This is a genomic window from Desulfobacterales bacterium, assembly GCA_028704555.1.
In the GTDB taxonomy this organism is placed as follows: domain Bacteria; phylum Desulfobacterota; class Desulfobacteria; order Desulfobacterales; family JAQWFD01; genus JAQWFD01.
Map to the genome: position 1 here is coordinate 1 of JAQWFD010000059.1, position 11,017 is coordinate 11,017.

19 protein-coding genes are annotated in these 11,017 nt (G+C 48.0%); all 19 read left to right on the forward strand.

The features are described 5' to 3' along the window. Positions 1 to 242, forward strand: a 242-nt coding sequence (locus PHQ97_15105) for a hypothetical protein (GenBank protein MDD4394059.1), incomplete at its 5' end; no start/stop codon positions are given. Then, positions 239 to 406 (forward strand): hypothetical protein, encoded by a 168-nt coding sequence (locus PHQ97_15110; GenBank protein ID MDD4394060.1) that lies wholly within the window; start codon positions 239 to 241, stop codon positions 404 to 406. The genes PHQ97_15105 and PHQ97_15110, both read left to right, overlap by 4 nt. A 34-nt stretch (positions 407 to 440) precedes the next feature. After that, positions 441 to 692, forward strand: a complete 252-nt coding sequence (locus PHQ97_15115) for a hypothetical protein (GenBank protein MDD4394061.1) — start codon at positions 441 to 443, stop codon at positions 690 to 692. A 2-nt stretch (positions 693 to 694) separates the two neighbouring features. Next, a complete protein-coding gene (locus PHQ97_15120; GenBank protein ID MDD4394062.1) occupies positions 695 to 928 on the forward strand; it encodes a hypothetical protein in 234 nt (77 codons plus the stop codon). A gap of 4 nt (positions 929 to 932) precedes the next feature. After that, a complete protein-coding gene (locus PHQ97_15125; GenBank protein MDD4394063.1) occupies positions 933 to 1,187 on the forward strand; it encodes a hypothetical protein in 255 nt (84 codons plus the stop codon). Continuing rightward, on the forward strand, positions 1,174 to 1,509 hold the full coding sequence (locus PHQ97_15130; GenBank protein ID MDD4394064.1) for a hypothetical protein: 336 nt from the start codon (positions 1,174 to 1,176) through the stop codon (positions 1,507 to 1,509). The genes PHQ97_15125 and PHQ97_15130 overlap by 14 nt, the downstream gene beginning before the upstream one ends. A gap of 42 nt (positions 1,510 to 1,551) precedes the next feature. Beyond that, a complete protein-coding gene (locus PHQ97_15135; GenBank protein ID MDD4394065.1) occupies positions 1,552 to 3,294 on the forward strand; it encodes a hypothetical protein in 1,743 nt (580 codons plus the stop codon). A 58-nt stretch (positions 3,295 to 3,352) separates the two neighbouring features. Beyond that, entirely contained in the window at positions 3,353 to 3,850 is a 498-nt protein-coding gene (locus tag PHQ97_15140; protein ID MDD4394066.1) for a hypothetical protein, read from the forward strand. Positions 3,851 to 3,852: 2 nt separating this feature from the next. Further along, complete coding sequence (locus PHQ97_15145; GenBank protein MDD4394067.1) at positions 3,853 to 4,131, forward strand: hypothetical protein; 279 nt, start codon at positions 3,853 to 3,855, stop codon at positions 4,129 to 4,131. Then, positions 4,131 to 4,658, forward strand: coding sequence for a hypothetical protein (locus tag PHQ97_15150; protein MDD4394068.1), 528 nt, complete (start codon positions 4,131 to 4,133; stop codon positions 4,656 to 4,658). The genes PHQ97_15145 and PHQ97_15150 overlap by 1 nt, the downstream gene beginning before the upstream one ends. Continuing rightward, the gene (locus tag PHQ97_15155; protein MDD4394069.1) at positions 4,655 to 5,380 is read left to right on the forward strand and encodes a DUF87 domain-containing protein; all 726 of its coding nucleotides are present in this window, start codon (positions 4,655 to 4,657) and stop codon (positions 5,378 to 5,380) included. Before PHQ97_15150 ends, PHQ97_15155 begins: the two co-directional genes overlap by 4 nt. A 1,044-nt stretch (positions 5,381 to 6,424) precedes the next feature. Next, positions 6,425 to 6,754 (forward strand): hypothetical protein, encoded by a 330-nt coding sequence (locus PHQ97_15160; GenBank protein MDD4394070.1) that lies wholly within the window; start codon positions 6,425 to 6,427, stop codon positions 6,752 to 6,754. An 85-nt stretch (positions 6,755 to 6,839) separates the two neighbouring features. Beyond that, complete coding sequence (locus PHQ97_15165; GenBank protein ID MDD4394071.1) at positions 6,840 to 6,971, forward strand: hypothetical protein; 132 nt, start codon at positions 6,840 to 6,842, stop codon at positions 6,969 to 6,971. A gap of 10 nt (positions 6,972 to 6,981) precedes the next feature. Then, a complete protein-coding gene (locus PHQ97_15170) occupies positions 6,982 to 8,007 on the forward strand; it encodes a hypothetical protein (GenBank protein ID MDD4394072.1) in 1,026 nt (341 codons plus the stop codon). Positions 8,008 to 8,034: 27 nt separating this feature from the next. Continuing rightward, the gene (locus PHQ97_15175) at positions 8,035 to 9,495 is read left to right on the forward strand and encodes a hypothetical protein (GenBank protein MDD4394073.1); all 1,461 of its coding nucleotides are present in this window, start codon (positions 8,035 to 8,037) and stop codon (positions 9,493 to 9,495) included. Continuing rightward, a complete protein-coding gene (locus PHQ97_15180; GenBank protein MDD4394074.1) occupies positions 9,479 to 10,183 on the forward strand; it encodes a hypothetical protein in 705 nt (234 codons plus the stop codon). The genes PHQ97_15175 and PHQ97_15180 overlap by 17 nt, the downstream gene beginning before the upstream one ends. Beyond that, positions 10,180 to 10,524 (forward strand): hypothetical protein, encoded by a 345-nt coding sequence (locus PHQ97_15185; GenBank protein ID MDD4394075.1) that lies wholly within the window; start codon positions 10,180 to 10,182, stop codon positions 10,522 to 10,524. Before PHQ97_15180 ends, PHQ97_15185 begins: the two co-directional genes overlap by 4 nt. A 10-nt stretch (positions 10,525 to 10,534) precedes the next feature. Further along, entirely contained in the window at positions 10,535 to 10,792 is a 258-nt protein-coding gene (locus PHQ97_15190; GenBank protein ID MDD4394076.1) for a hypothetical protein, read from the forward strand. Then, positions 10,789 to 10,965: a hypothetical protein gene (locus tag PHQ97_15195; GenBank protein MDD4394077.1), complete on the forward strand. Its 177-nt coding sequence runs from the start codon at positions 10,789 to 10,791 to the stop codon at positions 10,963 to 10,965. Before PHQ97_15190 ends, PHQ97_15195 begins: the two co-directional genes overlap by 4 nt. Positions 10,966 to 11,017 lie beyond the last annotated feature (52 nt).

Here is an 11,017-nt window from a genome sequence, read left to right on the forward strand (position 1 = left end):
ACCCGTCACATCGACGGTACACCCATAAAGCAGCCCTCGCTTACAAAATCAATCATCTCGACTTCATTGCACATACCACTGCTCCGACGACGAATGAAAACATCTACTACATCGACGAAGACGAAACCACACGTGCCCTCATAAACATCAGGGGGTTGTACGGGCTGTACAAAACCACGCAGCCAAGCCGCATCGAAGCCATATCCATAGACCAATACTTCGACATGGAGGCAGGCAAATGACCGGCGGAACCAAAAATCACCCCGTCCTGCTCTCACGCTCAACCTATGAAAAAGCTGAACGAGAATTTCCGGGCATCATCCCCCGGATCCTCAAGAACGTAAGAGCCGGGAAAGTCATCATCGTTGAAAACTTCTCGGCGGAGGGAAGTGAGGCACGATTGTGATTGTGATCGAACTTGAAAAACAGCGAGAGAAGCCATGAAATCTTTCGTCACATACTACCCAACTGAATCCCACATCCCCATAATCATCCCGCAGCCGGCGATCACCACACTGCAGCCGAGCTATGACAAGGACAAAGAGGAGTGGATCCTGGAAATATTCACGACAGACTCATATGTGACCTGCATACCTACAGGCACAAAGAAGCGCTGTTTAGACCTCATCAACACCATCTGCGCTGCGATCAAACAGGGCAAAGACATCGACATCGACCTTGCGGAGTACTGAAAATGGCAGCATACCTTATTTTGAAAAATCAGAAGAAGATCAGATGCGAATCAAACATCTTCGCCATCACATTCCGGCCAGACGCAAAGCGCCAGTCCGTAATCATCGTCAACGGAAAACAGGATCATGAGATATACGTCGGAGATCCGGAGAAGGCCCGAAAAATATACTTCGACATCTGCGCAAAGATCGAAGCAAAAACAGACATCGATCTCACGGAGCTGAAGAGGAGCTGAAGACATGATCGAACCTGAGAAGATCCTCGAGGCCGCCCAGAAAATCGCCCTCGATCCAAACGGATCTCCCATACCCATCACGCCCAACGACATCCGGGCGGAACTTGGATACAACCCCCGGAAAAAATACGCCAAAACCGAGATACACGGGCTTCTCATTCGGCATATCCTTCTCGAAAACGGATTCAGACTGATCGACAACCGCCACGGAATACACTACATCCTCACCCGGGAGGCCGCCGCGAATGCCACAAATTGAACTTGAAATGTCTGAGGAATTCATACCCGACCTCCTAAGCAGGCGGAAGGTCTGTACAACCCGCCGATCCATCCACGGCAAAAGAGGCGACACATTCACCCTCTCAACCAAAGACGGCCGTGACTACCAATTCAGGATAAACACCGTCATCTCTACAACCCTCAAAAAAGCCATCGACGAATATCATTATCTCGACGGCTTTGAAACCCCGAAAGACATGTTCAATTGGTGGATTCAGAACTACAAAATAGAAAATATCTACGAATTCGCAAGCAATTACCACAAACAAAAGGCATTCATTCACTTCATCAGCCCCGACTAAAAACTACCACTTCCCCTCTTTTTTCTTACACCGAGAAAAACCATGCTGCAGCGCCACACCCGCCCCCAAAATAGCGCACGCTATCAACAAAAACCGGTACCGAAAGGTACCTTCATAGTGAAACGGGACGGAAAAGCCATCGACCTCACGCAGGAACTCGACGACGGTGCAAAACTTACCGTGTTATACGTAAAATTCGCCAAAGCTCTAGGCATACCCACAAAGATCCCCTCCTCGCGGAAAAAAGACCGCCTCAATCCCTTCACAAAATACTACGATTTCCTTAGGAGGGCCTTAGATCGCTTCGTTGACAAAGGACTCGCCACCAGGCAAACAGGCGTAATCAATACATGCAGCGCTGACCCCGACGAACGAAAAGGTGTTTTTTACCGGGCGAGCGAAGCTGCCCGGGTAAAAACACCTAACTTGATAGACAAATTGCAAAACTCCAAATGTTTTGCAAATGACTCTGACCACTCAGAGACAACGCCCGGGCCGGCAATACCTGGCCGCTGTGGATTCCTCCGGCAGCAGGCAATAAAACGCCTCAGCGAAATAGATAACTACAAAGTTTTCGTCCGGGACGCGAAAACCCACGACCTTAACCCCGACCTCGTAAAAAAACTAGGACAGGTAGATAATCTCTTCAATGCATGGGACGAAGAAACCCGTCAGAAAGTCATTGTTCTCCGGAACCTCAGATCAGGAGAATACATCCCAAAGCCCTACAAAACGAGATTCAACAACGAGCCAAGAAAGCTCTATAACATCAAAGTTTACAACACAGGCATAGACAACAGCCTCGCAAAATGGAAAATCGGGGTATTCCTCACCCTGACAACGGACCCGCTGATCTGGATGTCCCCCAAAGGCGAAAAATTCACCAGACACATCAACGACCCGGAAACCGGCAAACCTGATCCAAAAACAGGAAAACCATACGTCTTTGAAGGCGTTGGCCGCGGAAGCAATGAATACGAAGCCAACCGGCACGAATCAACCGCCTGGCGAAAATGGTATGAGAAGATCTGTCACCGATTCCACCGCCGGATTCCGTACATCCGCTGCGTTGAATATCAGGAAAACGGTCTGATCCATACGCACGTCCTGCTCTTTGATGTTGATTGGAATATCCCCTGGTATGACTTCGCCAAAGAATGGGGGACCGACTACGGACAGGGGTATCTGAACAAATCATACCAGGTCATCAACGACGGCACTAAATGGACCTGGCAAAAACACCGTCCCGAAGACACAGAAGGCAGAGCCCCGGCCGACTACCTCAAAAAATACCTGATCAAATCCATGTATGAGACATCCGGATTTTACATGTACTGGGCCACAAACAAGCGATTCTTTACCATGTCCGAAACCGTGAGATATCTCTCCTATGACGAAAAGATAGCCGAAGAAGACTGGAAAAAATCGCATCCTGTAACCGACGCCTTCGACTATGTCGGAGCTCCTCATTATTCACTCATCCCCGAAGCAATCGAAAGTTATCTCAAGCGTAAATACGGAAAAGACCCCGTCAGAAGCAAAGACGACGGGAAACCCCTGCAAGCCCGCTCGCAGCCGGTTGATTTTGTCTATATTCCGGCGCCCGAAAACCTCGAAGATCCCGACGAAATAGACGATGTACAGTCCCCAACAGACTACGAGATCCTTATCCAACGAGAAAAGGAATGGGCAGAAGAAAAGCGGCGCCGGCTCGCCAAAAAAGCCGCCGTAGAACGTGAGATATTTCAAACGCAAGCGTGTGACAGGGGAAAATCTCTTAAATGAGCCATGACAGAAAAGGTCACAAGCCCAGCCGCGACAACGCGAGACTAGGCGGAATATCATGTCAGATACAGAGAATAAGCAAATAACAGCAGTCTGCACCGACTGCGGGCATACGTGGAAACCTCGAAATACAGCCACGACCGACTCACGCCGCAAATGCTCAAAATGCGGATCAGAAAACATCGATATCAAAATAGATGAATACCCGGCGGTAAAATCCGACACCCCGCCAACCCCTGAAAACATCGCCAAACTCATCAACACTCCTCCGGCGGAGAATCCCCCGGAAGAAAAACAGAACAATCAGACAGCGAAAACAGACGGCGCCGCAGCTGCAGAAAACGCCATTGCCAAAACATACCCGTTCCCAAACATCCACCCGGTTGCCTGGTTCATCATACTCGCCGGTCTAATCGGATTCGGAGCGATCCTCTATTTTCGCAGAATCCGTATCCGGCAACGCAAAGCTGCACATTCAAAAACTCAGCGCAGCAATCCGGAAAAAACGGAACAAAACCCTCCCGTAACCAAAGGGCCGGGAATCAGGGGGTTATAACCATGTCATTAATAGAATCAACACTCCTCAAAGCTATCCCTCCCGAACTCCTCCAACTCGCCTCAGTAGTCGGCGAATGGTTTGCCAACAGCGGATACAAGGATTCACTCAACGCAACGGGAACAACCGGACTCAATCACCTGATCATAAACATCGAAGGAAGTCCGCACATTGTTACGTTTGCCATATCTCGCCCTGACGCAGAAGATTTAGCACAAATCAACGCCATTCTTACCGGCGTCATGGCAAACAAACAAAATAGTCCGGAGAGTGAGGAATAATGGAAACGGGAAAAGATATAACCTCTGCTTTCACAAAACCGAAACTCACCCCCGGAACTATCATAGCCGGCGCCGGATCTCCGGATCAGAAGCAGGAAACAGAACAGCCTCCGGAAACAAAGACAGATCACCCCATCACGCAGTTTCTTGACTTCGCCGTTAACCTGGCCGTCCCACTGTGCCAACACAACGGACTCGAACCCCCTGCAGTTGACACGTACCAATCCTTTACTCGTAACGCTGTCAACGAAGCAGCATGGGAATACATGCCCTGCACAGAAGGCGGAGAACTCCCAAAATGGGTAGTGCTCATCATTGCCATCGTCGGAATGATCCTCGTATTTGCGCCGACAACCATCTCTCTTCTACAGAAAAAAACAGAAGCCGCCGAACTAGCCGCAGCTGAAGAACAGCAAGACGAAGATCCGGAACCTCCCCGGAACTATCCAGAACCCTCCCCCGAGATCCAGCCGGTCGAAATGCAGCCAGCCAACCAAACCCCCGAAACTGCAATAGTTGGATTATGACATTTGCCGAAACAGTCGCCCCATCCTTATCCGGACATGTCCTTGTCGCCGCTCCAACTGGTGGCGGCAAATCCTACCTCGTCGGGGCCCTCATCGAACAACTCGACCACGCCAAAAAACCGTATGTCATCCTCGATACCAAAAGCCAGAACCATATCGGGCTTTGGGTCGGCAAAAACCGACTCAAAAAACTCCATCTTTTTCGTTGTTTCCCCGACACGGATCTCACCATCGACGACTACAAAAAAATGCTTCGGGAAAATCCCCGTCTCCTCTGCATACCCACTACCGACACCGAAATAGATCATCTCATCGAAGAATACAAAAAAATCCTCAAAGCAGTCCAAAACCTGAAACTGCCCAGGCACGTCATAGTTGAGGAAACACACCATTACTGCAGATCTCCGCAAAAGGCCATACCTGAAATCGAATGGATCGTCAGAGAAGGCCGCGGATATAAAATCTGGCTCTGGTCCATCACTCAACGGATCCAAAGCTTTCCCAAAGATGTCTGGGCTAACGGCATGTGGACATATATCATGCACATGCGGATCCGTCACGATGTAGATTATTTTGATGACGCTCTACCCGATGGAGAAGACTTCCGGATCGTGAACGAAGAGCTCAAACTGCATGATGTACTGCAGCTCGACCAAATCAGCGGGAAATATCAGATCATCAAAGCCGCTGAAGTAACCCGTAAAACTCAACACTTTGGATAAATATGAAATATATTACACTTTTTGTTAAAGAAAATCCCGATAACTGCCCTATGAAAGATGGCAGCATCTTATATGCTAAATGTCAATATGATCAATCAATCGACTGCACCGCTGCAGACGGGATGAGGTAAGAAAAAATGACACAGGAAAAGCGTAAACTCTACGACAAAATAAGCATCTCCGGAGATGTATTATACGCTTTGGACGTGCTCAAGCAACAAATATCAGCTCAAGATCCCAGTCACAAAAAAGTATCATACAACACTGCAATAAAGCACCTCCTAAACCAACAAAGAGCAGATTAAGCCCCAAATTGTTCCAAAATCAATATAATTCAGAAAGCCAAAGAAAGAATAGTGTCAGGTCAATAAAATACTATATATCTGCAGGTAACCGGCCATATCCGAAACACCAATGACAATAAATCCTGACACAACCCTCCCCTTTTTTGTTCCATAATCTATTTTTCCCAAGATAAACTAAATAATCATAAACAGAAAATGAAAAAGGAGTATAAAATGAGCACTAAAACAAAAATAGGTAACTCAGGAAGAGGCACGTATCTTATCTGGGACCATGCTTTAAAATCAGGGTACATTGTTGGTTATGTGAAAAACGACGCTGGACTTTCCGCGGATCCTAAAGTTTACAAGACATACAGTACAAATCGTGGAACATATGTTAATGTTGCGGGTCTAGGAAGATGTTATTTAAAATAATCAACCCCTTGTTTTTTATTGTTCTGTCGCACACATAATGGCATGGACATTTTAATTACAACCGAACATGCATCATCAAGTTACAATCAACCAGTAGCAGTAATCGAGGGTATTGCATACGGTAAGATGGACCTAATTGAAACCGAATCAGGATTGAAAACTGTACAATCTTTCTTAAAATCAATCCCGCGAAATATAATAAAAGGCAGCGAAAAAGATATCGCCAAATTCTTAAATTAACTTCAATCATTTGTTCCATAATCTATTTTTTATCCTACCTGTAATCAATTCCCAAGGCGAAATATCGCCGAAGGATACAATAAACATGCTCGATATCATCAGCGACAATGTAATGATCGTGCTCGTAATGGGTATCATCACGCTTACTCTTACCTGCCTTCCAATCATCCTCAACTACCTCAAGGAAGAACGCAAGGAAAAACAGGCAGAAATCGAAAGAAAGAGAGAATCTGAGGCCCGCCGTAACCGGGAAGAAGACATCTCGACGCTTCTTGGCAATGTCCTTAAGACGGATACTGTTATGGACTATGTCATGTCCCGCGGAAGCAACAAAGAAGGCAATGAACGGGAACCAAATGGATCAAACTACGATAAGGTAGTCGAACTCGTCAAAGCAACCAGCAACAAAGAATAGAACAACTCAATTTGTTCCATAATCTATTTTTTATCCTACCTGTAATCAATTCCCAAGGCGAAATATCGCCGAAGGATACAATAAAATGAATATCGCAAATATCCCGACCGTCTTTTTAAAGTCTGTCGTTAAAAACGGCAAGATCGTTGTGCCTATCGTAGGTGCCGGCATTCTTGCCCTCGGAATTGTTGAAATCGTGAACGAAGTTAGAAAGTGAGGTCTCAATCATGGCATATAATACCCTGAAAACCTCATCGGATACAATCACGCTCATCAAACCGATGATCTCCATTCCACCCCACACGATTGTAGACAACATCTACCTTAAGTTCGTGGTAACTCTCAAAAACACCACCGCTGCCGCGGTCAGCGTCCCGGCGTCGGATCTGCTGAACGCCGTCACCAGTATCAGGATCACATCAGATGGAAACATCAACAACCTGGATACAACTGGATATGGCCTCGCAATCATGAACGCCTTCAGGCAGACTAAATCAGTCAGCCCGCTGAAGCGCATCGGATCAACGTCTGTCGGCGCAAACACCACAGTCAACAAAACCTTCTTCCTCAAAATCAACGAGGGAGACATTATCGGCGTTCTCAAGAAATCTCTTTTCCTTGAAGTCCTTTTCGCAGAAAAGGTCACTGAAACCGCAACTACCAATACCTTCGTAACCATCAGCGCCGCATCTGTAACCGCGTCATTAGGTGAAGGCATCATCGAAGATCGTCAGGTAGACCTGATTCAGAAATACGGAGAATCCGGAGAATACACTGCAGAGCCAAAGATCTATGAAATGACCGTCGAAAGCATCCCGGCAAATACTGCACTGGTGCCGGTTCTTTCCCTGCAGTATGGATCACTCATTCGCAGAGCAATCCTCATGTTCTACGGCACCGGCGCCACAACCCCGGAAGTTTGTCCCGACAACATCGGACTCATCGCAACCAACCCGAACAGGCAGGAACTCATCAATGTTGATGCGGCCACCATCCGGGAACTTCAGGACGATGAATACTTCATCGATGACGCAAACCGCCCAGCTGGGGTATTCCTGATGGACTTCGCGAACACTCTCGCAGGTGACGGTATGGGCCTGAAAGGCTGGCGTTTCGGTGTGGACGATTTCCGGATCGCAGTCAAAACCTCCACAGCCTGCAAAATGCGTGTCATCTTTATCGAGCACGTTGTTAACACCGGGGCATACGATAAAGGCTACCAGCCGATTTTAGAAACTCCCCTCGGGTTCTAAAACCTCTTTTTAAGGAGGTTTTAACCAATGTCCCTTTTTTCCGACATCTTTAATAACATCTCAAATAGCTTACCGTCCTTACCGGCATTTGACCCGATCGGCGAACTTGGAACCTCAATATCCAACATACAGGAAACAATTGCGGCGAGTACAAAGCAGCCGGACCCGGAGCCCGAAAAATCAAAATCAAAATCGGGCGAAAACATGCCAACACCGCAGACGGCAGAGGATAGTTTCAAGCAGGCTCTTAAAGATGCAGAAAACAACCCCGACACAGGCGGTACACAGACCCTTCCCGACGGATCCACGATCACAGTTAACCAGGTATACGCCAACGTCGGCGAAGTAAAATTCGTAAACTCAAAGAGTTCATGGGCCGCCGGATCCGGATACATCGCAACCAGCCGTGAACTCACTGCAGAAGAACTACAGGCAACCGCATATCTCTACAACAATTGGGACAGGACCACCGCAGGAGGTGGATCCGGATTAACATACAACCAGGCAGTACAGGAAGTATCAGCCTTAGACAAAGCGCCCGAAATTGTCTATCACTCATCATCATCTGTATACAAAGCACCTGCGGATAGTATTCCAAAATCGTACACCCCTGATCCTGATGTAATCACATTATCAGATGCACATATTATAAACGGAGTAAAAATTGCATCAAAAATACCAAAAGAAGTTGGATTTTTGAGAATATTCCCCTTATTTGCAGGTCTTGCAGGATCAAAAGCAGTTGACACTCAAAACGCGGCAATCGATACGGCCGTCACTTGGCGGAACGATCAGTATACAAAAGCGGACACACTGATCACAAACGGCAACACAGCTGAAGGGGCCGCGGCATTTGCATCTGCCTTACTCGCAGACTGTGTATTACCCCTCGATCTGGCAAATGTAATGTCAAAAACATTCCAGGGTCGGACCAGTGAAATAACCGACGACGACCGTTTCGCAGCAGGCATAGACGCCGTGGTCCTGGCTATCGATATAGCCACGATGGGCGTAGGCGCAATCCCTGCAGGGATTCTCAAAGGAGCGTTCAAACCAGGCATCAAAACAGGTTTACGTATCATCGGTCTGGGAGCCGGAGCAACACCCGCAGTAATGGATCTTCTTGATGATGATGACAACACCTCAGATATTTCCGATCAGGACCCTGGATCCAAAACCAAAAAACAGACCATATACACAGAAGATCCTGACACCACCTCAGATACGCAAACACTGCCCGATACTGAAGATCCTGACACTACCTCAGATACACCTGCCCAAACTGGCGGGGGCTTCTGGGATACGCAAACAATAGGCGGTATTTACTCCGTCGGCGGCGCCGGCGTCTCCACCCAGGCAGACAAAATAACAGAATCCTATCTGATCCCGGCAATAATTGCCGGCGTGGCACTCCTGATCCTGAGTATAGTCTATATAGCCATATCAAAACCATCCACCAAAGGAGGAAATCATGGTATACAAAGTTAAAAAAATCCTGAGTGCGCTCTTCCGCAAAAACACCGCGGCCAAAAAAATGAGCAACCTCAACGCCAATTTAGAAAAAAACGGCGTGAAATACAAGGAAACCCAGCTTAAAAAACTCAACAATACAACGGGGAACACGAAACAAACCCCAAAAAATACCGGCAGTCCCGTTAGAACAAAAACGAACACGCCCGAAATGGTGAAATCATCGGCAAAGACCGGCCTTGACGACATCCCAAACACGGCAAAAACGACCAACGTCTATAAAAAAGGCGGAACACTCGCCACTTTGGGATTCGGCGCTCTGATTGGAGGAGTGGCAACTGCACTTTCCGGAGCTGCTAATTCCATCCTTCCTGATGGCGGAGGTAATGGAGGAGATGACGGAGGCAATGGAGGGGATGGAGGCGGCAAGGAGGGCGGGGGTGGCAATCAGGATTGGTATAATGATGCCGACGATGAAGCCGCCAGCATCCTGGACGGACTTTCCGACATCCCGGGTGTGGGCGACATCGTAGACGCAGCAAAAGAAGGAGGGTGGTCTCTCCCACTGCTGGCAGGTATCATTATCGTCCTCATCGCCGCGGCTGCCTTTGCCTACAAAAAATTTGCAGGTAAAAAACCCTCGAGATCCGCCCCAAGTAGAAGAAAGAAAACCGCAAAAACCGCAAAAGCACGGAGCTCAGCATGAACGTAAACCTTTACAACCCCATCCACGGCGCCGCCAAAATAATGACGACGCCTGTGTTGATCATGAACACGCAGGAAAAGCGCAGAGCCTTCGCGGCCATCGGAAAAACCGCAGCTCAGAACCAGACAGAACAGAACATCAAGGCCGGCACGCTTCTCGCACAGACAAAAATCCGGAACTGGAATCTGAATCCCGTCAGCGACGAGGCGCCGGAAACCCCGGCAACTCCGGACGCGGCCACCTTGTGGATCTTCCGGATCCTTCTCGGGGCCGTCGTGATCGTATCGCTCGTAATCACCTGGAAGTTTGTAGGCAAGAAACTTTTACGGTCTAAAAAATGAGGATGAGAGGATGGCATACAAAATAAAGAACATCCTCAACGCCCTCCGGACGACATCAAAAACATCTGCAGGGCAGACCGCAGGAAAAGCCGCTGCATTAGTTGGCGGCGCCACTGTGGCGGCGTACGCCATTCCCACAGCGACCGGCGCCGGACTTTCCAACATGGGAAGCGGCGGAGCCAAATCGTATTCCGGCATCATCATGATCGGGATCCTGGCAGTCATTGCAATCATAGCACTTCCCAAAATCAGGCAGGCGATAAAATGATAGAATCATATCTCCCCCTCATACTTGAAGTGGCGGGAGGATTCGTGACCACCATTGTAGTACTCTGTCGGAAAATTGACCGAATAGAGGTCCGTCAGGACAAGCAGGACATCAGAATAGAAAAAATAGAGGACAAACTCTCATGTCAGATACCGAAAACCCAGAAATCTTAACTCTTCTTAGAGTTATTGCTATGAACACCAGTAAATCAACTGATGATTCGTA

Excerpts from the sequence above, each read along its gene's own strand:
- PHQ97_15110 (MDD4394060.1), top strand. The coding sequence starts at position 239 with ATGACCGGCGGAACCAAAAATCACCCCGTCCTGCTCTCACGCTCAACC.
- PHQ97_15115 (MDD4394061.1), top strand. The coding sequence starts at position 441 with ATGAAATCTTTCGTCACATACTACCCAACTGAATCCCACATCCCCATA.
- PHQ97_15120 (MDD4394062.1), top strand. The coding sequence starts at position 695 with ATGGCAGCATACCTTATTTTGAAAAATCAGAAGAAGATCAGATGCGAA.
- PHQ97_15125 (MDD4394063.1), top strand. The coding sequence starts at position 933 with ATGATCGAACCTGAGAAGATCCTCGAGGCCGCCCAGAAAATCGCCCTC.
- PHQ97_15130 (MDD4394064.1), top strand. The coding sequence starts at position 1,174 with ATGCCACAAATTGAACTTGAAATGTCTGAGGAATTCATACCCGACCTC.
- PHQ97_15135 (MDD4394065.1), top strand. The coding sequence starts at position 1,552 with ATGCTGCAGCGCCACACCCGCCCCCAAAATAGCGCACGCTATCAACAA.
- PHQ97_15140 (MDD4394066.1), top strand. The coding sequence starts at position 3,353 with ATGTCAGATACAGAGAATAAGCAAATAACAGCAGTCTGCACCGACTGC.
- PHQ97_15145 (MDD4394067.1), top strand. The coding sequence starts at position 3,853 with ATGTCATTAATAGAATCAACACTCCTCAAAGCTATCCCTCCCGAACTC.
- PHQ97_15150 (MDD4394068.1), top strand. The coding sequence starts at position 4,131 with ATGGAAACGGGAAAAGATATAACCTCTGCTTTCACAAAACCGAAACTC.
- PHQ97_15155 (MDD4394069.1), top strand. The coding sequence starts at position 4,655 with ATGACATTTGCCGAAACAGTCGCCCCATCCTTATCCGGACATGTCCTT.
- PHQ97_15160 (MDD4394070.1), top strand. The coding sequence starts at position 6,425 with ATGCTCGATATCATCAGCGACAATGTAATGATCGTGCTCGTAATGGGT.
- PHQ97_15165 (MDD4394071.1), top strand. The coding sequence starts at position 6,840 with ATGAATATCGCAAATATCCCGACCGTCTTTTTAAAGTCTGTCGTTAAA.
- PHQ97_15170 (MDD4394072.1), top strand. The coding sequence starts at position 6,982 with ATGGCATATAATACCCTGAAAACCTCATCGGATACAATCACGCTCATC.
- PHQ97_15175 (MDD4394073.1), top strand. The coding sequence starts at position 8,035 with ATGTCCCTTTTTTCCGACATCTTTAATAACATCTCAAATAGCTTACCG.
- PHQ97_15180 (MDD4394074.1), top strand. The coding sequence starts at position 9,479 with ATGGTATACAAAGTTAAAAAAATCCTGAGTGCGCTCTTCCGCAAAAAC.
- PHQ97_15185 (MDD4394075.1), top strand. The coding sequence starts at position 10,180 with ATGAACGTAAACCTTTACAACCCCATCCACGGCGCCGCCAAAATAATG.
- PHQ97_15190 (MDD4394076.1), top strand. The coding sequence starts at position 10,535 with ATGGCATACAAAATAAAGAACATCCTCAACGCCCTCCGGACGACATCA.
- PHQ97_15195 (MDD4394077.1), top strand. The coding sequence starts at position 10,789 with ATGATAGAATCATATCTCCCCCTCATACTTGAAGTGGCGGGAGGATTC.